Origin of the sequence: Sphingobium sp. RAC03, assembly GCF_001713415.1 — a bacterium.
GTDB lineage: Bacteria > Pseudomonadota > Alphaproteobacteria > Sphingomonadales > Sphingomonadaceae > Sphingobium.
In genome coordinates, this window is sequence record NZ_CP016456.1 from 1,975,415 (window position 1) to 1,995,758 (window position 20,344).

Here is a 20,344-nt window from a genome sequence, read left to right on the forward strand (position 1 = left end):
CGATTTTGATTAGTTAGCTAACTAATCGAAGTGTCACCCCTCAGGCGCGATCGAGCCGCCGACCAAGGCCCACCAGCAGATAGATGACCGGCGGGACGAGCAGTGCGGACAGCACGACCTTGGCGAGCATCTGCCCCAGCAGCAGTTCGCCGATCGGGAAGATGCCGTAAAAGGCGATCGAGACGAACAGCAGCGTATCGACGATTTGCGAGAGGATGCTGGCGACGGCGGCGCGCAGCCAGAGCATCCGGCTGCCCTCCTGTCCCTTTAGCGCCGCGAAGAGCGTGACGTTGAGCGTCTGCGAAATGCCATAGGCGATGATGCCGCCGAGCCAGATACGCGGCGTGCCGCCCATCATCATCGCAAAGGCTTCGGCACGGGCGGGGTCCATGTCGCTAGCGGCGGGCACCGACAGGACGATGATCGACAGCAGGATCGAGGCGATCAGCGGCAGAAAACCGATCTGCACCAGCCGGTTGGCAACCGCGCGGCCATGGAGTTCCGCCACCGCGCTGGAAATCGTCACCAGCAGCAGGAAGGCGAAGATGCCCGCCTCGACCGCCAGCGGCCCCAAGCCAACCATAGGTCCAAGCGCCGAGATCGGCCCCAATGTCACCTGCTTGTTGCCCAGCACGCCCGCGATGCAGACCATGCCACCATAAAAGATCGCGAAGGAAAAGAGCGAGCGGCTGATCAGCGCGGGAGAGGTGGTCATCCTTGGCCCTTAGCCCTATTTGCGGACGTGGGAAAGATAGCGCGGGTCAGGCGGTGAGTTGATATTTGACGCCCATGGCCTGGGCCAGATGGCGCAAGCGGCGTTCGACGGCTTCGCCGAACAGGTCCGCATCGTCCTTTTGCAGCGACAAAGTGAGCAAGTCGCCTTCGCGCGCCAGCCGCGAGAGGTTCAATGGCCCTTCGACACCGCCCGACAGACGCTGTGCGAGGCGGATCGCAAGGCCCCATAGCGCGGCGTGGTGCAGCGCTTCGGGCGAAGCGAGTTGTTCGACGCCGAGCGGGATGGACAGGCCACCACCGAAATTGCTGTGGAGCGCCTGCGCCAGCATGGCGCGTTCCGCTGCGGTGATGCCGACCCAATTGCTGTGTAGCGCGATTTCCACCCCGCGTTCGGCGCGGAAATCGGGGTTGGCGCGCCAGCCGACATCGGCGAGCAGGCAGGCGGCGCGGCGGATGCGGCGCAGATCGGCGCTGTCGTCCAGAAAGAGCGGCGCGATCCAGCGTTCGATGCGGTCGCCATGGCCGCGGAAACGCGACTGCGCCTCCCCTTCCGCTTCGGCCGCGACCAGCAGGGGGTCATCCTGCCGAATATCGGCGGGCAGATCTTCGTAGAGCAGCCCTTCGCGCAGGCCATAGGCCGATACGATCAGGCCGCTCGACCGTAACTGCCGCACGACGACCGACAGCAGGGCCGCGGCATTGGGCAGGGTCGGGATGCGCGATCCGCTCATCGCCGGGATGCTTTTGAGCCGGGCGCGGCCGACATGCGAGACGATGCGGGTCAATTGTTCGGCGCGCGCGGCGGTCATTTCATATTGATGGACGACGGGCAGCGGGAAATTGGTCAATTGCATGTCGAACCGCGCCAGCGCGCGCCACGATCCGCCGACCAGATAGAAGGGCAGGTCCGGTTCAGGCTGCCAGCCCGCTTTCTCCATCATCGCCTTGACCCGCCGTTCCAGCGCGCCCGGCCCCTTGGCGCGGATGGCGGGCAGGCGCAGGACGCCCAAAGGCAGCGATATCGTCTGTTCGACCGCGCCGTCGCGAATCCGGGCCAGTTCCAGGCTGCCGCCGCCCAGATCGCCGACGATGCCGTCTGCGCCCGGAATGCCCGACAGCACACCCATGGCCGCGCCGATCGCTTCCTGCGCGCCGGTCAATATTTCGACGGTCAGGCCCATGGCGGCGGCGCGGGTGATGAATTCGTCGCCATTGGTCGCATCGCGCACCGCCGCCGTGGCGACGCAGCGGATATGGGCGACCTTCATATCCTGGCACAGATGGGCGAAGCGGCCGATCGCGCGCAGGCCGCGCTCCATCGGTTCTTCCTCGATCCGGCCGGTCCGGGCGAGCGAGGCGCCCAGTCCCGCCATCACCTTTTCATTGAACAGGATGAAGGGCAGTCGCCGTGGCCCGTCATAGACGACGAGGCGCACGCTGTTGGAGCCGATGTCGATGATCGCCGTGCGCGCGGTGGCGGGCTGGGGCGAGGTCGCCATGGTCTGGGCAGCGGCGCGGACCCGGCTGAGCATCGAGTTCATGAGGGTCAAACCCGCCCGCGCAAGCGCAAAGTGGGCACCGCTTCATTGTCGAGCGCCGCACCACGGCCCGACAGCGACGGGTTGGTCATGAAATAGCGGTGCAGGTTGAACGGCCTTTCGCCCGCATCGACGCGCGCATAATGGCCGTCGCTGTCCAGTTCCCAGCTTTGTTCGGTGTCGATGAGGTTGGCGACCATCACCTGGTCGAGAATCTGGTCATGGACGGTGGGATTTTCGATCGGGGCCATGAATTCGACGCGCCGGTCGAAGTTGCGCTGCATCCAGTCGGCCGAGCTGATATAGACTTTCGCGCCATTATTGGGCAGCGCCTTGCCATTGCCGAACACGGCGATGCGGCTATGTTCCAGGAAGCGGCCGACGACCGATTTCACCCGGATATTTTCGGACATGCCCGGCACACCGGGACGCAGGCAGCATATGCCGCGTACGATCAGGTCGATCTGAACGCCCGCATTGCTGGCAGCATAGAGTTTTTCGATGATCGCCGGGTCCACCACTGAGTTCATCTTCGCCCAGATGTTGCCCGGTCGCCCGGCGCGAACATGGTCGATCTCGTCATCGATCAGGCGGCACAGATGGTCGCGCAGGTCGCGCGGCGACATGACCAGCTTTTCCAGCCGCTTGGGTTCAACATAGCCGGTGATGTAATTGAACAGCGCGGCGGCATCGCGGCTATAGGCCGGGTCCGCAGTGAAGAAGCTCAAATCGGTATAGATGCGCGCGGTGATCGGGTGATAATTGCCGGTGCCGAAATGGCAGTAGCTGCGGAACTGCTCGCCCTCGCGCCGGATCACCATCGAAATCTTGGCGTGGGTCTTCCAGTCGATGAAGCCATAGACGACCTGCACCCCGGCGCGTTCGAGCGCATCGGCCCACAGGATATTCTGTTCCTCATCGAAACGGGCTTTCAGTTCCACCACGGCGGTCACGGACTTGCCCGCTTCCGCCGCGTCGATCAGCGCGCGGATGATCGCCGACTGCTTGCCTGCGCGATAGAGCGTCTGCTTGATCGCCACCACATCGGGGTCGATCGCCGCTTGCTTGAGGAAGGAGACGACGACGTCGAACGCCTCATAGGGATGGTGGACGACAATGTCCTTGGCGCGGATCGCGGCGAAGCAATCGCCACCATATTCGCGGATGCGTTCGGGGAAGCGCGGCGCATAGGGTTCGAATTTGAGGTCGGGCCTGTCTTCATCGACGATGCCGGACAGATCGCCAATGCCGACAAACCCCTCGACCTCGGCGATGATCGCCTCATGCCCCTGGATCATGTCCTGCAGCATTTCCTCGACCGGTTCGGGGATACGCTCTTCGATTTCCATGCGGATCACGCGGCCACGACGGCGGCGCTTGATCGCGCTGCGGAAGTGGCGGACCAGATCCTCGGCCTCTTCCTCGATTTCGATGTCGCTGTCGCGGATGATGCGGAACACGCCGCTGTTGCGCACCTGATAGCCGGGGAAGAGATCGCCCGAAAAGCGCCGCACCACCGCTTCCAGCGCGATATAGCGGGCCGTTGGCCCCGGCACGCGCACGAAGCGGTCAAGCGTCGCGGGGATCATCACCAGTTCGCGGATCGGCTGCTTGTCCGACAGGCGTTGCAGGTCGAAGACGATCGACAGCCCCTGATTGGGGATGAAGGGGAAGGGATGCGCCGGATCAAGCGCCTGGGGCGTCAGGATCGGGAAGATTTGCGTCAGGAAATGGTCGCGCAGCCAGGCTTCGCACAAGGGGTCCATGGGGCTGGACGGGCCGATGACTTCGATGCCGACCTGCCCCAGCTCGCCGTGCAATATGCCCCAGACCTTTTGCTGCGCCGCCATCAGCCGGGCGGTTTCGGCGGCGATCGCGGCGAGTTGCTGCCCGGCGGTCAACCCGTCGACCGAGCGCAGGTCGACATCCTGCAACTGCTGCCCTTTGAGCCCCGCGACGCGGACGGAGAAAAATTCGTCCAGGTTCGCGCCGGAGATGGACAGGAAGCGCAGCCGTTCCAGCAAGGGATGGGCGCGGTTCATCGCTTCTTCCAGCACCCGCTGGTTGAAGGCGAGCCAGGACAGTTCGCGGTTGAAATAGCGTTCGCTGTGCAGCGACAGGCTGGGTGTGGGATCGGCTTCGGCCACGGATTACTCGCGGTTGGCGGTGGAAGGATCGGGCGGCACTATAGGCAGAAATCCGGCAGCTTGCAGAGCCTCTTTCGCCAGTGCGGTGGAAATCTTACGACCAGATGACAGCGCCGCCGCGTCGAGCAGACGGGTGACGGCGTCGATCGCGCCATAGCTACGCTCTATCCGGCGCAATAGCCAGTCCGGCAGATCGGCGGCATAGCCTGCCCCGGTTCGGTCGAAGGCGCGGGCGATCAGCGCGCGGGCGAGCGCTTCGTCCGGCTCGGTGATGGCGACATGCGGCACTGCCGCGAGCCTGGAGCGCAGGTCGGGCAAGGCGACGGTCCAGCTTGCGGGCGGGGTCCGCCCCACCATCAGCAGCGGTCGTCGGTCGGTCTGCGCCGCGTTCCAGGCGTGGAACAGGCGATGTTCGTCCTGCCCCTGCGCCTCGTCGATGATCGTGCCGCCGCTCATCCGCGCGAAGTGGCGGGCGAGCGTCGAGCGCCCCGATCGCGGCGGGCCGGTGAGGACGCTGACCGACAGGGGCCAGTCGCGCCAGCGCTCCAAATGGGTGACCGCCTGGGCATTGGCCTCGCTGACCAGGAAATCCCCGTCGCGCGCATCGCCATGCCAGTCGAAGGGCAGGCTGATCTGGCTCATTGCGCGGCGGGGGCGGGTCCGGCGGGCGCGGCGCGACGGCTGATCCGCAGCGTGGTACCGGACGCCGCGACGGTATAGCCGCGTGCCTGGAGGCCCGCGCGGAGCATTTCGACCGTGCCCTCGAAACTGACCTGCATCACCGATGTCCCGCCGAGCGCCAGGCTGCTGGTCGTCGCCGAGCGGACGCCCGGCACCGCGCGCACCGCCGCCTCGCCTTGCGTCACCGATCCGACATCGGGCGTGTCGAACTGGATCGCAAAGCTGGTGCCGGTCGTGGCGGCGGTGGGCAGTTCGGTCGTTTCGACGATCGCCTCGGTCACATTTTCCAGCTCCAGCGTGGCGGGATCGACCGGTTCCTCGATGATCAGCGAGGGGTCGGGCCGCAGGCGGCCGTCGTTGAGCGCGCGGATATAGAGTTCATCGAGCCGCCGGGCGCCTTCGTCCAGCATCTTGGGCAAGCCGCTGTCGTTGGACGCGCGTAGCGTGACGCTGCCGATCAGACTGTTGTCGGGGCCATAGCGCGCAGTGAAGGTGGCGGTCACGGGGCCGCCGGGATAGGCGCGGTCGAGCCGGGCGATCGGGATCACCACATCGGCCGCGCCATATTGGTCGAGCAGCACGCGCCACCATAGCCGCCCGCGCCGTCCGGTCTGTCCGGCGTTCAGCAGGATCGGGTCGGCGATCGACCCCGCGACGCGGACATAGTCGATGGCGCTGTCACCAGTGCGATACCGTGCCCAGGCCTTTTGCCATTCATTGGTGCGTTCGTAGGAGACCGCCGAGCCGCCATCCCACATTACGGGAATGACGAGGAGAGGCGGCGAACGCATCGCATTGCCCGATACGCCAAGCAACTGGCCGGTGCGGGCGCGGTCGAACAGGATGCTGAGCGTCGCGACATAGCGCGTCGGCCCGGCCTGTTCATAATCAATCTCGATGCCCGACACCATCGCCTCGATCTGCGAATCGGACAGGGCTGGCGCACCCGCGCCGCTATGCGTGCGGCTCCACAGCATCCGCCACGCCTGCCGCTGGGCCATGCGCCAGCCCGCATAGCGGGCGGTATCGGCATCCTTGGCGACGACATCGACCTTGACGCCGCGCACTTCGAAATCGCCGCCGCTGGCGATCGGCGGTACGCCACGCTCCCCCTCCATCTGCGCGAACAGCGCGGCGGCCGCGAGGCCGAGCGCGATGGCGAACAGGATCTGTGCCGGACGCGACAGGGCACGCAGCATGGTGCCGGGCGACAGAGAAAGGCGGGACAAGGTCTGGGCAAGGCTCACGCGCGCCCTTTTGGCGGGATTTGCCCTATATGCCAAGCGCCAACCCATGCATCCTTCCGTTTTCGCATCGATTGCTCTAGGCGCGTCAGCCATGACCGATACCGAATCCTATAGCTACGCCAAGGCTGGCGTCGACATCGCCGCCGGCAATGCGCTGGTGCGCGCCATCGCTCCTTTGGCCAAGGCCACCCGCCGCCCCGGTGCGGACGCGGAACTGGGCGGCTTTGGCGGCTTTTTCGACCTCAAGGCGGCGGGCTTTACCGATCCGTTGCTGGTCGCGGCCAATGATGGCGTGGGCACGAAGCTGAAGCTCGCGATCGACCATGGCCGCCATGACGGGGTGGGCATCGACCTGGTTGCCATGTGCGCCAACGACCTGATCGTGCAGGGGGCCGAACCGCTTTTCTTCCTGGATTATTATGCCACCGGCAAGCTGGAGAGCGGCGTGGCCGAGCGCGTCATCGCCGGGATTGCCGAGGGTTGCCGGATCGCGGGCTGCGCGCTGATCGGCGGCGAAACCGCGGAGATGCCGGGCATGTATGCGCCGGGCGACTATGACCTGGCGGGCTTTTGCGTCGGCGCGGTCGAACGGACCAAGGTGCTGACCGGCAACCGGGTGAAGGCGGGCGACGTGCTGCTGGGCATTGCTTCGTCGGGGGTTCATTCCAACGGCTTCTCGCTGGTCCGCCGCCTGGCCGCCGACAAGGGGTGGAAGCTCGATCGGCCCGCCATCTTCGACAATGAAGTGCTGCTGATCGACGCGCTGATGGCGCCGACGCGCATTTATGTGAAGAGCCTGCTGCCGCTGGTGCGCGCGGGCATGGTCAATGCGCTGGCGCATATCACCGGCGGCGGCTTGCTCGAAAACATCCCCCGCGTGCTGCCCGACGGCTGCCATGCGATGGTCGATGCGGACACTTGGGAGCAGCCACGCCTGATGGCCTTCCTTCAGGCGCAGGGGCATATCGACCCCGCCGAAATGGCGCGCACCTTCAATTGCGGCATCGGCATGGTGCTGGCCGTGGACGAGGCCCATGTCGCGGGCGTCACCACGTCGCTGGCCGCGGCGGGCGAGAGCGTCCACCGCATCGGCGTGGTGCAGGCGGGCGACAAGGGCTGCACCGTGCGCGGATCGACCGAGACCTGGAGCGCGAAGGCCGACTGGTCAGCGACGCATTTGGGGTAAGATAAGACAAATTTGCTCCGTTCAGGCTGAGCCTGTCGAAGCCCTGTTCTTTCTTTTAAGAAAAGTAAGGCCCTTCGACAGGCTCAGGGCGAACGGAGTTAAACTGATGGCTAAAGCCAAAGTCGGCGTCCTGATTTCCGGGCGCGGGTCCAATATGGCGGCGCTGCTCTACGCGGCGAAGGCCGATGACTGTCCCTATGAAATCGTGCTGGTCGCCGCCAATGATCCGGATGCGCCGGGGCTGAAACTCGCCGCCGCCGAAGGGATTGCGACCTTTGGCCAGAGCCATAAGGGCTTGAAGCGCGCCGATTTCGACCAGATCATCGATGCGCAGTTGCGCGCGGCGGGTGCCCAATTTGTCGCGCTGGCGGGCTATATGCGGCTGCTGTCGCCCGAATTCGTCGCGGGATGGGAAGAGCGGATGCTCAACATCCACCCCAGCCTGCTGCCCAAATATAAGGGGCTGGACACGCATCAACGCGCGATCGACGCGGGCGACAGCCATACGGGTTGTTCGGTGCATATCGTGACGGCGGCGCTGGACGATGGCCCGGTGCTGGGCCAGACGCCGGTCGCGATCCTGCCCGATGACGATGCCGATACGCTGGCCGCCCGCACACTGATCGCGGAGCATCAGCTCTACAGCCGCACCCTCGCTGCGTTCGTCAGCCGCGAGCGCCACCCGGACTGGCTGCTCAACAAGGTGCGCGAAACTGCGCTGGCCTTGCCGCAGGCGGACGAGATCCTCTCCCACGGCATGCCCTGCTTCGGCATCGTCAAAGGCAAGAAATTCGCCTATTTCACCCGCGACCATCATGGCGACGGCATCCTCGCCCTGCTGGTCAAGACCACCGCGCCCGAAGAACAGGCGAGCCTGATCGAAGCCGACCCGGCGCGCTATTATCGACCCGCTTATTTCGGCACCGATTGGGTCGGCATCCGCCTGGACCTGGGCGATACGGACTGGGAGCATATCGCAGAACGGCTGCGCGCCAGCTGGCGGCAGGTTGCGCCGAAAAAGCTGCTGGGGCTGATGGATATTGCGGAGGAGTTTTAAGGGGGGGCTTTTTAGGGTGGGAGAATTTCCCCCGCCCGCTGGCAGGACTGTTGCAAATGCCTGCGATCGGGATCGCATCGAAGGGGGCTAAACGTCTTAAAATCGGCGCATTTAGTAATCTACCCCTGGTAGGGGAGGTGGCTGCGCAAAGCGCAGGCCAGGGGTGTCGCCATCTCGATAGGGTGACACCCCTCCATCTCGTCGTGGTCCTCAAACCGAGGCACATGACTCCGCTCGGCCCCTTACAGGGAAGGATACACTATCAGCTCCGAACGTCAGCCTCGGTCACCGGCGAGATCTTAATCTCCACCCGGCGGTTGGCGGCCTTGCCTTCCTCAGTCGCGTTCGACGCGATCGGCTGGGTCTCGCCAAAGCCGCGCGTGCCCATGCGGGCCGACTGGACGCCACGGCTCACCAGATAGCTCGATACCGCCTGGGCGCGGCGTTCGGACAGGGTCTGGTTGTAGGCGTCGGCCCCATCGCTGTCGGTATGACCGAACACATCGATATAGGTTTTGGGATATTGCGCCAGAACCGACGCGACATCGTTCAACGTCGGCTGGAACTGGGGCTGCACATCGGCCCGGTCATAGGCGAAGGTGATGCCCGACGGCATGCGCAGTAGCAGGTCGTCGCCATCGCGAATCACGTCGACGCCGGTGCCTGCTGTTTCTTCGCGCAGCTTGCGTTCCTGCGCATCCATATAGGCACCGATGCCCGCACCCGCGACCGCGCCGATGCCCGCGCCCAGAATCTTCTCGGTCCGATCGCTGCGCCCGCCGACCAGATCGCCCAGCAGATAGCCGCCCAGCGCGCCGCCGATGCCGCCGATCGCAGCCTTCGAAATCGTGCGCTGACCCGTGGTCGGGTCGGTGGTGCAGGCGGTGGTGGCGAGCATGGCAGCCAAACCGGCCGCACCGATGATGCGATGTGAAATCCTCATGAAACTATTCCCTTATCTTATCGCCCTGTGGAGCGGATGTCCCCAAATCGCTGAGCGGACGTCTTTGTTCCACAAGCGAACTGAACTCTTGATGATGGGATGGTTGTGCAAATGAAAGAATAGAGGGTATAGCCTTTCCCCGACCACCATGGCCACGATACCTCTCCCCAATCCGACGCCCTTTCCCTGGGCCGATCTTGTCATCATCCTCGCGCTGGTGGCGTTGAACGGCGTCTTTGCGATGTCCGAACTCGCCATCGTCTCCGCACGCAAGCCCCGGCTGCAGGGCTTGGAGAAAGCGGGGCGCAAGGGCGCGACGACGGCGATCGCGCTGGCCAGCGATCCCGGCAAATTCCTCTCCACGGTCCAGATCGGCATCACCCTCATCGGCATCATCGCCGGTGCCTATTCGGGGGCGAGCCTGGGCGGGCCGGTGGGCGAACGGTTGCAGTGGCTCGGCTTGTCGGCCGATGCCTCGCAAACATTGGGCTTCGCCGTCGTGATCGGCCTGACCACCTATGCCTCGCTCATCATCGGCGAACTGGTGCCCAAGCAATTCGCCCTGCGCGCGCCCGAACCGATCGCGGTGCTGGTCGCGACGCCGATGCTGTGGCTCTCGAAGATCACCGCGCCGGTTGTTTGGATATTGGATGGGTCGAGCAGCCTGATTTTCAAGCTGTTGCGGATGGACCGCGAATCGGAAAGCCATGTCACGGCCGAAGAACTGCACCTGATCGTCGCCGAGGCGAGCAAGTCGGGCGTGATCGAGGAAAGCGAGCGGGCGATCATTTCGGGTGTCGTGCGCCTGGCCGACCGCCCGGTGCGCGAAGTCATGACCCAGCGGATGGACGTCGACTGGATCGACATCGCCGCCGACGAAGACACGATTCGTGCCCGCCTGCTGGAAACGCCGCATACGCGGTTGCCGGTGGGGCGCGGATCGGTGGAAGATATTATTGGCATCGTCCAGGCCCGCGACATCATGAGCGCGCTGTTCCGGGGTGAGGCGCTCAATGTCGGCGCGCTGATGCGCAAGGCGGAGGTCGTGCCCGATCAGGTCGATGCCATGGATGCGCTCGAAGTGCTGCGCCGCTCCGACGTGCCGATGGTCATGGTCCATGACGAATATGGTCATTTCGAAGGCATCGTGACCCCGGCCGACCTGCTGTCGGCGATCGCCGGCCATTTCGCGTCGGACCGCGATGCGTTCGACGAACCCGATCTGGTCGAGCGCGAGGATGGCAGCCTGCTGGTGTCGGGCCAGATGCCGATGGACCAACTGGCCGAACGCATCTGCATCGACCTGTCCGAAGACCGCGACTATGCGACCGTCGCGGGCCATGTCCTGTGGCTGATGAAGCGCCTGCCCGAAGTCGGCGACTATATCGACGATCAGGGCTGGCGCTTCGAGATCGTCGACATGGACGGACGCAAGATCGACAAGCTGCTGGTCGCGGAACGCTAAGCGAGACCAAGTTCCTCCCCGGTAAGGGGAGGGGGGCCGGCGAAGCCGGGGGAGGGGTGTCACCCTATCGAGAGGGCGACACCCCTCCGTCTGGCCTGCGGCCATCCACCTCCCCTACCAGGGAGGATGACAAGAGACGGACGTCAACCTTGCCCTCTCCCGTCTTCACGGGAGAGGCTACGGAGACTTGGCAGCTTGCTGCCTAGTCGATGTCGGTGAGGGTCTTTTCTTCCAGATGCCAGGCAGACCCTCACCCTCCCACGCCTGCGGCGCGGGCCCCTCCCTCTCCCGTGAAGACGGGAGAGGTGTACATCAGTCGCCACCTTCCGGCACGCCCACCCCACAAACAAAACGGGCGCGACAACAAGTGCCGCGCCCGTCAAATCCGCAAGGCGGATGGTGCCACCTAAATCCGATTATTCCGCCGCGTTGGCTGCGTTCTCGGCCGGGGCTTCGGCGGCGTTGGCGGCATTGCCTGCCTCGGCCGCATTGTCACCCTCGGCGGCCGGTTCGGCATCGGCGGCGGGCAGGGGCAGGTTGGAGCCCTGCGTATTGAGCCAGGCGATCAGGTTGGCGCGATCGACCGGGTTGCCAAGGCCAGCAAAGGTCATCTTGGTGCCCGGCGCATATTCGCGCGGGCTCTTGAGCCACTTGTCCATCGCTTCGAACGTCCAGTTGCCCGGAACCGACTTGAGCGCTTCGGAATAAGCGAAACCGGCGACATGGCCATGCGCCTTGCCGACTGTCGCCCACAGATTGGGGCCGATGCCGTTCGCGCCACCCTGGTTCACGGTGTGGCAGGCGGCGCACTTGGCGAACACCTTTTCACCCGCCGCGACGTCCGCGCTGGCGAGCAGGGTGTTGAGGCTGGGACCAGCGACGCCGCCTTCGCCCTCGGCTTCGACGCCCTCGATCGCATAGCCCATGGTTTCGGGCCGCTCGTCATGGAAAACTTTGGAACTGACGATCGCGCCGCCAAGCGCGATGATGCCCGCGAACAGTGCCCAGCCCGCTACGGTATTGAAACGATCGCCCATTTCGCTCGATTTCCCTTGCGTATCTTTTCGGGCGGCTATGTTCCGGCCCCCTCTTGAGGGCTGCCATAATGGCGGACACGCCAAGGTGCAAGCCGGGTTGACGCGGGAAATATGTCAGTCCTGTTCACTGCCGCCCCGCCGATGCTTGCGCAGGCCCAAGCAAATGCATAAGCGCGCAACCACCCATGGACAATTATCCCGCCCCCGCCCGCATCATCGTCGCCGACCTCGCGGCCAAGGCCGCCGCCGATCCGGCCCGTGCCGTCGCCTATCAGGGCGCGCCGGGGGCCAACTCGCACCTCGCGGCCTTGGGCTATGCGCCCGATTGCGTGCCCTTGCCCTGTTTTGCGTTCGAAGATGCGATCGACGCGGTGCGTAATGACCTCGCCGCGCGCGCTATCATCCCGATCGAAAACAGCCTGCATGGGCGGGTTGCCGACATGCATTTCCTGCTGCCCGAATCGGGGCTGGCGATCGTCGATGAATATTTCCTGCGCATCCGCCATTGCCTGATGGCGCCCGACAATAGCCCGGTGAAAAGCGCGATCAGCCACCCCCAGGCGCTTGGCCAATGCCGCCACTATCTGCGCGAGCGCGGTATCCAGCCGGTCGCCTATGCCGATACGGCGGGCGCGGCGGCGCTGGTGGCGGAACGCAAGACGCCGGGCGAAGGGGCGATCGCGCCTTATCTGGCGGCGGAACTCTACGGCCTGCGCCTGATCGCCGAGAATATCGAGGATAGCGACGATAATATGACGCGCTTCCTGGTGCTGGCGCGCGAACCCAAAATGCCGATCGCCAATGTCGGCCCGGTCATGACCACCTTTTTGTTCGAGGTGAAGAATGTCCCCGCCGCGCTTTACAAGGCGATGGGCGGCTTTGCGACCAATGGCGTCAATATGACCAAGCTGGAAAGCTATCAGCGCGGCGCGAGCTTCGCCGCGACCGAATTTTTCTGCGATATCGAAGGGATGCCGGGCGATCCGGCGGTCGACCGGGCGCTCGCCGAACTGGAGTTCCACACCAAATGGGTGCGGGTGCTGGGCAGCTATCGGCAGGCACGCCCCCGCACTTAAGTGCAGGCTCCCGCTTTCGCAGCCGCGCAATCGCGCCTATAGGCGCTTCATGGTCGCAGCTATTCTTTTGTCCGCCCTGGCGATGAGCGCCATTGTCGGCGTGCGGTATCTGTTGGCGAGCGGGGGCTTTGCGCTCGCGACCCGGATTCGCCAGCCAGGCCTGTATCGTGGCCTGGAAAAGCAGATGGGGCGGGAGATCGCCTGGTCGCTCGCCTCCGCGCTGATCTATGGCATACCCGCGGGCGTGGTCGCCTGGGGCTGGCAGGCGCATGGCTGGACGCGCATCTACACCGATGTCGCCGCCATGCCGCTCTGGTATCTGCCGCTGTCGGTGCTGCTCTATCTCGCCGCCCATGACACCTGGTTCTACTGGACCCACCGCTGGATGCATCGGCCCAAGCTGTTTCGCATCGCCCATGCAGTGCATCATGCCAGCCGCCCGCCCACGGCCTGGGCAGCGATGAGCTTCCACCCCTGGGAAGCGCTGACCGGTGCAGTGGTGATCCCGGCGCTGGTGTTCCTCATCCCCATCCATGTCGGCGCGCTTGGCGTCGTGCTGACGATCATGACGGTGATGGGGGTCAGCAATCATATGGGGTGGGAGATGTTCCCGCGCTGGATGGTGCGCGGGCCGATCGGCGGATGGCTGATCACCGCGACGCATCATCAGCGGCATCATGACCGCTATAATTGCAATTATGGCCTCTATTTCCGCTTTTGGGACCGGCTGTGCGGCACCGACCAGGGGCTGGGCGATTTCACGACGAAGGCGCGCGCATGATCGGGCGGTTGGCGATGGCTGTCATCGCGCTGGCGGGATTGAGGGGGGCTGCGCCGCTGGGCCAGCCCCAGTCGGTCAGCATGGCGCTGGAAGGCCTGCGATCGGGCAAGGGGCAGATATTGGTCTGCGTCACCCGGATGCCGGAATATTTCCCCGACTGCACCAAGGATCCCGACAAGCGCCATTTCGCCGTCGCGGCGCAGGGCGGGGCGGTGGCGTTGGGTGCCATGGCGCCGGGCCGCTATGCCATCGCCATCATCCATGACGAAAATGCCAATGGCAAATTGGATACCTTCGCCGGGATACCGCGCGAAGGCGTCGGCTTTTCCCGAAACCCGGCGCTGCGCTTTGGCGCGCCGAGCTTTCAATCGGCCAGTTTCCCGGTCGCGGGGGCGCCGGTCGAACAGGATATAAAGCTCAAATATTTCCTGTGACTTGATCGGTTGGCCGCATCGGCGGGAACCTGTCGCCCGCCCGAAACATTCAGAACCCTGAACGCACGTTAAAAACACAACAGGGTCATTCATGCCATTTTTCCGCTGCTCGCTGGTCGCGACCGTCGTCGCGACCCTGTCCCTCGCTGCGCCCGCCATGGCGCAGGAAGAAGAACAGCATAGCACGCTGACCATCGGGGCCGGCGCCGCCATGATCCCCAGCTATGAGGGCTCGGACGAATATCGTGTCCTGCCCATTGCCCAGGCGCGCGGCAAGGTGAACGATATCGCCTTCTGGACACGCGGCACCGCCCTCTATGTCGATGCCATTGCCGATCCGACCGGGCCGGGCGTCGATTTCGAGCTGGGGCCGGTCGTCAACCTGCGATTTGACCGTACCAGTCGCAAGGCCATCAAGGATGACGCCGTGCAGGCGTTGGGGAAGCGCGACTTCGCGCTGGAAGCGGGTGGCTTTATCGGCATCGGCAAGACCGGGGTGATCACCAGCGATTATGATAATCTGTCGGCGCGGGTTGCCGTGACCAAGGATGTCGCGGGCGCCCATGGCTCCTTCATCATAACGCCGTCGATCGAATATTTCACGCCACTGTCGATCACCACCTTCGTCGGCCTGGGCGTGTCGGCCGATTATGTCGGCAAGAAATATGGCCGCTATTATTTCGACATCACGCCGCAGGATAGTCTGGCCAGTGGGCTGGACGTCTATGACCGTGCAGGACGGGGATCGGGCTTTCGTCGGATGAACGTCAACCTGTCGGCAGGCAAATCGCTGTCGGGCGATATCCGCACGGGCTGGGCGATCTTCGGCGTCGCCGGCTACACCCGCTTGCTCGGCAAATATGCCGATTCGCCGATCGTGTCGGATGTCGGATCGCGCAACCAGTTCGTCGGGGCGGTCGGCGTCGGCTACACCTTCTGACAGGCGATCTTGCGGGACAAGGGTGACGCGCCCCATATGGCGATATATGGAGGCGGCAACACACCGCATTGGCAGGAGATTGAAGCGTGGCGACCCTGGGATTGAGCGAGGCCGACAAGGCGGCAATTGAGGCGTTTCGCCAAGACGTGGTGGAGCCGTCGCGCACCCAGCTAGTGATCGTCGATTTCTGGGCCGAATGGTGCGGCCCGTGCAAGCAACTGACCCCGATCATCGAGAAGGTCTGCGCCGACTATGCGACCAAGGGCGTCAAGCTGGTCAAGGTCAATGTCGACGACAATGGCTTCATCGCCAGCCAGTTCCGGGTCCAGTCGATCCCGACCGTCTATGCCGTGTTCCAGGGCCAGCCCGTCGCGGATTTGACCCAGGCGCGGACCGAAGGCGCGCTCAAACAATATCTCGACCAATTGCTGTCGCAACTGCCGATCGAATCGGAAGAAAGGTCGCAGGCGCAGGAAATCGCGCCGTTGATCGCCATGGGCGAGGAATTGCTGGCCGAGGGCGACGCCGAGCGCGCGCTGTCGGTGTTCACGCAGATCGCGCAAATGGCCCCCGACATGGTCGAGGTGGTCGCAGGACAAGCGCGGGCGCTGGTGATGCTGGGCCAGCTGGACGAGGCCGAAGCGCTGTTGGCGGCCTTGCCCGCCGAGATCGCCCGCCACGGCGCGGTGGATCAGGCGCGCGCCGCGATCGCGCTGGCACGCGACGTCAAGCCATTAGCGGACCTGTCGGCGGTGGAAGCGAAGGTCGCCGCCGATCCCGACGATCATGAAGCCCGGTTTGAACTGGCAGGCGGGCTGATGGCCAATGGCGACCGCGACGGGGCCGCCGATGCGCTGCTGGAAATCGTGCGGCGCGACCGCACCTGGAACGAAGGCGCGGCGCGCGCGCAACTCGTCACCATCTTCGAAGCCGTCGGGCTGGAAGATCCTTGGGTATCCGCGCAGCGTCGCAAGCTGTCGCAGATTCTCTTCGCCTGATGCCCCTCGCGCGCGTCTCGATCTTTCCCTTGTCCGGCGCCTTGCTGCTGCCGGGCATGGACCTGCCGCTGCATATTTTCGAGCCACGCTACCGGGCGCTGATCCATGACGCGATGGCGCGCGACCGGCGCATCGGCATGATCCAGCCGCGCGAAGGCGGGCCGGTGCCTTCGCTGTTCGACATGGGGTGCCTGGGCCATGTCAGCCATATCGAGGCGATGGAGGATGGGCGGTTCAACATCATCCTGACCGGCCTCGCCCGTTTCCGCTTCGTCCGCGAACTGCCGGTGGCGACGCAGTTCCGCCAGATCGAGGCGGACATCGAGCAGGCGCCGCAGGAAGATGAAGTGCTGCACGCGGTCGAACGCGCCGCGCTGGAGCAGGAATCGCGGCGCTTCGCCGACGCGCTTGGCTATGTGGTGGACTGGACAGCGGTGTCACGGCTGGACGACACGTCGCTGGTCAACGGCATCGCCCAGATCGCGCCGTTCGACCCCGCCGCCAAGCAGACCTTGCTGGAAGCCGACACGCTGTCCGAACGGTCGGAACGGATCATCCAACTGATGCAGATTGTCGGCCGCGCCGACCGCGATGGCGGCGCGACGATGCAGTGAGCGAGATTGCACCGATCGACCCCTGGCTCCTCACCAAGCTGGTATGCCCAGTAACCCGCACGCCCCTCCGCTGGGACGCCGCGCGCAAGGCGCTGTTGTCCGACGCGGCGGGCCTGGCCTATCCGGTCCGCGATGGCGTCCCGGTGCTGTTGGCGCGGGAAGCCGTGCCCATCACATGATGATGCCTCTCTCAGTCCCCCGTTCGTCCTGAGCCTGTCGAAGGACGCGCACAAGCGATGGCCTTCCACGCTTATCTGCTAAGATGCAGCGACGGCAGCTTCTATGCCGGGCATACGGATGACCTGGAGAGCCGGATCGCGGCGCACCAGATGGGGATGATCCCCGGCTATACCTTCGCGCGTAGACCGCTCCATCTGGTTTGGACTGAAAGTTTCGGCACCCGCGACGAAGCCTTGACGGCCGAGCGACGGATCAAAGGATGGAGCCGGGCGAAAAAGCAGGCGCTGATTGATGGTGACTGGGCGCGGTTGAGCCTGTTGGCGCGGAATCGGCAGGATCAGGGATAGGTTGGCGCGCGTCCTTCGACAGGCTCAGGACGAACGGCGGTCGGTTAAGAATAAGCCGCGATACATTCCACTTCCAGCGGCGCGCCGAGTGCCAGACCGTCCGCGCCGAACGCACTGCGCGCGGGCAAGCGCTTGCCGGCAAAATAGGGCGTATAGGCGGCGTTGAAGCGGGGCCAGTCGGCCATGTCCTCCAGCATGACCGTGCATTTGACGACATCGCCAAAGTCGAGGCCGTTGTCCCTGAGGATGCCGCCAATCGCATCCATCGCGCCCCTGACCGCCGCGTCGAACCCTTCCTTATGCGCGTCCATGCCTTCGGGCACCTGGCCGATCTGCCCCGACATATAGAGAATATCGCCCACTCGGATGGCGGGGGAGAAGGGCAGGCTGGCGGGCATCGGCTGCGGCGCGGCGGCAGGCTGCGCGAACGCAGGCATGGCAGCCAGCAGCAGGGCGGCGGGGATCAGGCGGACCATCAGTCTCTCCACTATATCAGGCACGGGGCAGGGCGGCGAGCAGCCGTTCGACATCTGTCGCATCGTTGAACACCGAAGGCGAGACGCGCAGATGATGATCGTGCAGTGACACACGCACCCCGGCCTTGGCCAGCGGGTCCGACAGGCGCGCTTTGGCTTCGGGCAGCAGCGCGGTGAGCAGCGGCGCGGTGGTGCCGGATGGCGTGACGATCGCATAGCCCTTGGCGCGCAGGCCTTCGCGCAAGGGGGCGATCAACTGCTGGGCATGGGCCTGGATGGCGGGCACCGAAAGGCGACCGATATAGTCGAGCGAATGGTCGAGCGCGGCGACGATTGCCTGCGCATAGGTGCCGGTCGCGAAATGGCCGAGCGCGCCTGTGCGGACGGCATAGCTGACCGGCGCGTCGCCCGGCGGGTCGAGCGGATAGGCGTGGGTCTGCGGCGGCGACAGGCCGATGCCCGGCGGGGCGTCGGGCGCGGCAAAGCCATAATAGCCATATTCGGTACGGGGTAGCTGATCCCACACGCCGCGCCGGGCGTAGAGGAAGCCAAGCCCGAAATCGCCCATCAGCCATTTATAGCTGGCACAGGCGGCAAAATCGACGCCGCTGGCGTGGAGATCGACCGGGACCGCCCCCGCCGCATGAATGATGTCGGCATAGACCAGCGCGCCGACCTTATGCGCCAGGTCGCACACCGCCTTCAGGTCATGCTGGAAGCCATTATAGGTCGATACGAGCGAGAGGCTGACGAGCCGGGTGCCCGGCGTAATGGCGCGGGCCATATCGTCCAGTTCGATGCGGCCGTCGCGCGCCTGAACCCAGGCGACATCGACGCCCTGCTTGGCCATTTCCAGATACATGGGGAAGGCGGCGTAGAAATGCAGCGTGTCGGTGACCACGCGGCCCTTGCTGCCGGGCAAGCCGAGCGCGCGCAGCACCGCTTGCTCGCCCATGGTGGTGGATTGGACCCAGGTGATTTCATCCGCGTCCGCGTTCACCAGGCGCGCGAATTTGGCGATGACTCCCGCGCGATCGACGGGCTTGCGCGCGACGGCCGCAGGATCGAGCGTCCGCGTTGCGACATAGGCGTCCATCGCGGCGCGCGCGCCCAGGCTGATCGGGTGCGTCGATGCGCTGTCGAGATAGGCGACCGGCGTGGCGGCGAAACTGTCCTTGTCGGGAAGGGCGAGCGTCGCGGCGCGCGCCGTCCGCGCCGCCAGCGGCAGGGCCACCGCCGCGCCCAGCGCCTCGCGGCGGCTGAGGCTCATGCCAGCGCCTTGAGCAGTCCGGCCTTGAACGCCTGCATTTCGGCTGGCGTGCCGAAGGAGACACGGACCCAGTCGTCCATATATTTGCGCGGGCCGCCGATGTAGATTTTCTGCGCCGCCAGCGCGGCGGTGACGTCTGCGCCCGAACGACCAACATGGATCATCGCGAAACTCGCCTGCGAGGGCAGGTAGCGCAACCCCTGCGCGTCAAGCCAGCGATAGAGATCATCGCGCACCGCCTTATTCTCAGCCTTGCGCGTGGGCAGCAGCATGGGATCGAGCAGGCTCGCCTCCGCCGCGACCACGGCGGGCATGGGCGTGATGTTGGTGCCGTAGCGGGCCATGCCGTCGAGCAGATCCTTGCGCCCCGCGATCAGGCCGCAGCGCAAGCCTGCCAGGCCGTAAATCTTGGAAAAGGTCCGCGTCACCAGCACGTCCGCGCCGCTGGCGACCAGATCGAGGCAGGTCCGGGCATCGCTGAAATCGATATAGGCTTCATCGATCAGCAGGATTGCGCCCTGGGGCTTGTTGGCGAGCAGCCAGTCGATGTCGGCGCGTGCCGTGACCAGGCCGGTCGGGTTGTTGGGATTGCACAGATAATAGACGCCCGCATTCGGCGCGGCGGCGAGCAGTTTGCGGGGGTCTGCGGCGAAATCGCCCGACAGCGGCACGGCGACCGATCGCGTCACGCTCTGGTTGCCAAGGCCCAGAAACCCCTGGTCGAAGGTCGGCTCGAAATAGGCGATGGGGCGATCGGTCGAGGAATAGGTCAGCGCAACCGACCGGAGCGGCATGAAGGAGCCGGGATGGACCTGCAGCTGTGTCGGCGACAAACCATTTTGCCGCGCGAACAGGCTTTCCAGCTTGGCGGCGAACGCCATGCCATAGCGTCCCGACAAGGGCGGCAGCTTGGCCAGCGCGGCAAGCGCCGCAACGCCGGGACCGATGGGATGTTCATTGCTGTTGAGGAAGATGCCGTCGGTCAGGCTGGCGACCATCGCGGCGGGATCGTCGGGCAGATCCACCTTGCGCCCGCGCTGGGCGAGAACGGGCGTCGCCGTCGCGAGGGCGGTGGCACCCATAGCCACGCGCATCAGCATGCGGCGGGACAGGCTGTCGGACGATCCGGTCATGCAGGCACCCTCCATAGGAAAAGGGCCGGTTCGTTCCCGAACCGGCCCCCCTTCGTGAC

21 protein-coding genes are annotated in these 20,344 nt (G+C 65.1%); 11 read left to right on the plus strand and 10 right to left on the minus strand.

Annotated elements, in window-relative coordinates; all coding sequences use genetic code 11:
- Positions 1–40: 40 nt before the first annotated feature.
- Genes BSY17_RS14150 through BSY17_RS14170 form a run of 5 tightly spaced genes read right to left on the minus strand, consistent with a single transcriptional unit; the run spans position 41 to position 6,348 of the window.
- Entirely contained in the window at positions 41–715 is a 675-nt protein-coding gene (locus BSY17_RS14150; protein WP_069065973.1) for a queuosine precursor transporter, read from the minus strand.
- Between the two features lie 46 nt (positions 716–761).
- On the minus strand, positions 762–2,276 hold the full coding sequence (locus BSY17_RS14155) for a Ppx/GppA family phosphatase (protein ID WP_069066988.1): 1,515 nt from the start codon (positions 2,274–2,276) through the stop codon (positions 762–764).
- A 5-nt stretch (positions 2,277–2,281) separates the two neighbouring features.
- A complete protein-coding gene (locus BSY17_RS14160) occupies positions 2,282–4,420 on the minus strand; it encodes an RNA degradosome polyphosphate kinase (protein WP_069065974.1) in 2,139 nt (712 codons plus the stop codon).
- A gap of 3 nt (positions 4,421–4,423) precedes the next feature.
- Positions 4,424–5,062, minus strand: coding sequence for a chromosomal replication initiator DnaA (locus BSY17_RS14165; RefSeq protein WP_069065975.1), 639 nt, complete (start codon positions 5,060–5,062; stop codon positions 4,424–4,426).
- A complete protein-coding gene (locus BSY17_RS14170) occupies positions 5,059–6,348 on the minus strand; it encodes a hypothetical protein (protein ID WP_069066989.1) in 1,290 nt (429 codons plus the stop codon). The genes BSY17_RS14165 and BSY17_RS14170 overlap by 4 nt, the downstream gene beginning before the upstream one ends.
- Before the next feature lie 91 nt (positions 6,349–6,439).
- On the opposite strand from BSY17_RS14170, the gene purM reads away from it, so the two are divergent.
- Positions 6,440–7,534: a phosphoribosylformylglycinamidine cyclo-ligase gene (purM, locus tag BSY17_RS14175; protein WP_037473269.1), complete on the plus strand. Its 1,095-nt coding sequence runs from the start codon at positions 6,440–6,442 to the stop codon at positions 7,532–7,534.
- 106 nt (positions 7,535–7,640) lie between these two features.
- Positions 7,641–8,591, plus strand: a complete 951-nt coding sequence (purN, locus tag BSY17_RS14180) for a phosphoribosylglycinamide formyltransferase (protein WP_069065976.1) — start codon at positions 7,641–7,643, stop codon at positions 8,589–8,591.
- A 262-nt stretch (positions 8,592–8,853) separates the two neighbouring features.
- On the opposite strand, the gene BSY17_RS14185 is transcribed toward purN, so the two are convergent.
- The gene (locus BSY17_RS14185) at positions 8,854–9,534 is read right to left on the minus strand and encodes an OmpA family protein (RefSeq protein WP_037473268.1); all 681 of its coding nucleotides are present in this window, start codon (positions 9,532–9,534) and stop codon (positions 8,854–8,856) included.
- A gap of 148 nt (positions 9,535–9,682) precedes the next feature.
- Between BSY17_RS14185 and BSY17_RS14190 the strand changes: the two genes are divergently transcribed.
- Positions 9,683–10,999 (plus strand): hemolysin family protein, encoded by a 1,317-nt coding sequence (locus BSY17_RS14190; protein ID WP_069065977.1) that lies wholly within the window; start codon positions 9,683–9,685, stop codon positions 10,997–10,999.
- A gap of 416 nt (positions 11,000–11,415) precedes the next feature.
- Here BSY17_RS14190 and BSY17_RS14195 read toward each other — a convergent pair whose 3' ends face one another.
- Positions 11,416–12,036: a c-type cytochrome gene (locus BSY17_RS14195; RefSeq protein ID WP_069065978.1), complete on the minus strand. Its 621-nt coding sequence runs from the start codon at positions 12,034–12,036 to the stop codon at positions 11,416–11,418.
- Between the two features lie 185 nt (positions 12,037–12,221).
- Here BSY17_RS14195 and BSY17_RS14200 point away from each other — a divergent pair, with 185 nt between their 5' ends.
- The 8 genes from BSY17_RS14200 to BSY17_RS14235 all read left to right on the plus strand — a co-directional run bounded on the left by BSY17_RS14200 (position 12,222) and on the right by BSY17_RS14235 (position 17,406).
- Entirely contained in the window at positions 12,222–13,112 is an 891-nt protein-coding gene (locus tag BSY17_RS14200) for a prephenate dehydratase (RefSeq protein ID WP_069065979.1), read from the plus strand.
- Between the two features lie 49 nt (positions 13,113–13,161).
- On the plus strand, positions 13,162–13,893 hold the full coding sequence (locus BSY17_RS14205) for a sterol desaturase family protein (protein WP_069065980.1): 732 nt from the start codon (positions 13,162–13,164) through the stop codon (positions 13,891–13,893).
- Positions 13,890–14,327: a DUF2141 domain-containing protein gene (locus BSY17_RS14210; RefSeq protein WP_069065981.1), complete on the plus strand. Its 438-nt coding sequence runs from the start codon at positions 13,890–13,892 to the stop codon at positions 14,325–14,327. Before BSY17_RS14205 ends, BSY17_RS14210 begins: the two co-directional genes overlap by 4 nt.
- A 91-nt stretch (positions 14,328–14,418) precedes the next feature.
- A complete protein-coding gene (locus BSY17_RS14215; RefSeq protein ID WP_069065982.1) occupies positions 14,419–15,267 on the plus strand; it encodes a MipA/OmpV family protein in 849 nt (282 codons plus the stop codon).
- Between the two features lie 86 nt (positions 15,268–15,353).
- On the plus strand, positions 15,354–16,265 hold the full coding sequence (locus BSY17_RS14220; RefSeq protein ID WP_069065983.1) for a tetratricopeptide repeat protein: 912 nt from the start codon (positions 15,354–15,356) through the stop codon (positions 16,263–16,265).
- A complete protein-coding gene (locus tag BSY17_RS14225) occupies positions 16,265–16,879 on the plus strand; it encodes an LON peptidase substrate-binding domain-containing protein (protein WP_069065984.1) in 615 nt (204 codons plus the stop codon). The genes BSY17_RS14220 and BSY17_RS14225 overlap by 1 nt, the downstream gene beginning before the upstream one ends.
- The gene (locus BSY17_RS14230; RefSeq protein ID WP_069065985.1) at positions 16,876–17,058 is read left to right on the plus strand and encodes a Trm112 family protein; all 183 of its coding nucleotides are present in this window, start codon (positions 16,876–16,878) and stop codon (positions 17,056–17,058) included. Before BSY17_RS14225 ends, BSY17_RS14230 begins: the two co-directional genes overlap by 4 nt.
- A gap of 57 nt (positions 17,059–17,115) precedes the next feature.
- Positions 17,116–17,406, plus strand: a complete 291-nt coding sequence (locus BSY17_RS14235; RefSeq protein ID WP_037473250.1) for a GIY-YIG nuclease family protein — start codon at positions 17,116–17,118, stop codon at positions 17,404–17,406.
- A gap of 44 nt (positions 17,407–17,450) precedes the next feature.
- Here the strand turns inward: BSY17_RS14235 and BSY17_RS14240 are convergent, their stop codons facing one another.
- From BSY17_RS14240 to BSY17_RS14250, 3 genes are read right to left on the minus strand one after another with little or no spacing between them, the layout of a single operon-like run.
- The gene (locus BSY17_RS14240; protein ID WP_171899248.1) at positions 17,451–17,882 is read right to left on the minus strand and encodes a RidA family protein; all 432 of its coding nucleotides are present in this window, start codon (positions 17,880–17,882) and stop codon (positions 17,451–17,453) included.
- Positions 17,883–17,898: 16 nt separating this feature from the next.
- Positions 17,899–19,152 carry an aminotransferase class V-fold PLP-dependent enzyme gene (locus tag BSY17_RS14245; RefSeq protein WP_069065986.1) on the minus strand — a complete coding sequence of 418 codons (1,254 nt, stop codon included), beginning with the start codon at positions 19,150–19,152 and terminating at the stop codon, positions 17,899–17,901.
- Positions 19,149–20,285 carry an aminotransferase class I/II-fold pyridoxal phosphate-dependent enzyme gene (locus BSY17_RS14250; RefSeq protein ID WP_069065987.1) on the minus strand — a complete coding sequence of 379 codons (1,137 nt, stop codon included), beginning with the start codon at positions 20,283–20,285 and terminating at the stop codon, positions 19,149–19,151. The genes BSY17_RS14245 and BSY17_RS14250 overlap by 4 nt, the downstream gene beginning before the upstream one ends.
- Between the last annotated feature and the right edge of the window lie 59 nt (positions 20,286–20,344).

Coding starts and splice junctions, on each gene's coding strand:
- BSY17_RS14150 (WP_069065973.1), bottom strand. CDS start 715: ATGACCACCTCTCCCGCGCTGATCAGCCGCTCGCTCTTTTCCTTCGCG.
- BSY17_RS14155 (WP_069066988.1), bottom strand. CDS start 2,276: ATGAACTCGATGCTCAGCCGGGTCCGCGCCGCTGCCCAGACCATGGCG.
- BSY17_RS14165 (WP_069065975.1), bottom strand. CDS start 5,062: ATGAGCCAGATCAGCCTGCCCTTCGACTGGCATGGCGATGCGCGCGAC.
- purM (WP_037473269.1), top strand. CDS start 6,440: ATGACCGATACCGAATCCTATAGCTACGCCAAGGCTGGCGTCGACATC.
- purN (WP_069065976.1), top strand. CDS start 7,641: ATGGCTAAAGCCAAAGTCGGCGTCCTGATTTCCGGGCGCGGGTCCAAT.
- BSY17_RS14185 (WP_037473268.1), bottom strand. CDS start 9,534: ATGAGGATTTCACATCGCATCATCGGTGCGGCCGGTTTGGCTGCCATG.
- BSY17_RS14190 (WP_069065977.1), top strand. CDS start 9,683: ATGGCCACGATACCTCTCCCCAATCCGACGCCCTTTCCCTGGGCCGAT.
- BSY17_RS14195 (WP_069065978.1), bottom strand. CDS start 12,036: ATGGGCGATCGTTTCAATACCGTAGCGGGCTGGGCACTGTTCGCGGGC.
- BSY17_RS14200 (WP_069065979.1), top strand. CDS start 12,222: ATGGACAATTATCCCGCCCCCGCCCGCATCATCGTCGCCGACCTCGCG.
- BSY17_RS14205 (WP_069065980.1), top strand. CDS start 13,162: ATGGTCGCAGCTATTCTTTTGTCCGCCCTGGCGATGAGCGCCATTGTC.
- BSY17_RS14210 (WP_069065981.1), top strand. CDS start 13,890: ATGATCGGGCGGTTGGCGATGGCTGTCATCGCGCTGGCGGGATTGAGG.
- BSY17_RS14215 (WP_069065982.1), top strand. CDS start 14,419: ATGCCATTTTTCCGCTGCTCGCTGGTCGCGACCGTCGTCGCGACCCTG.
- BSY17_RS14225 (WP_069065984.1), top strand. CDS start 16,265: ATGCCCCTCGCGCGCGTCTCGATCTTTCCCTTGTCCGGCGCCTTGCTG.
- BSY17_RS14235 (WP_037473250.1), top strand. CDS start 17,116: ATGGCCTTCCACGCTTATCTGCTAAGATGCAGCGACGGCAGCTTCTAT.
- BSY17_RS14240 (WP_171899248.1), bottom strand. CDS start 17,882: ATGGTCCGCCTGATCCCCGCCGCCCTGCTGCTGGCTGCCATGCCTGCG.
- BSY17_RS14245 (WP_069065986.1), bottom strand. CDS start 19,152: ATGAGCCTCAGCCGCCGCGAGGCGCTGGGCGCGGCGGTGGCCCTGCCG.
- BSY17_RS14250 (WP_069065987.1), bottom strand. CDS start 20,285: ATGACCGGATCGTCCGACAGCCTGTCCCGCCGCATGCTGATGCGCGTG.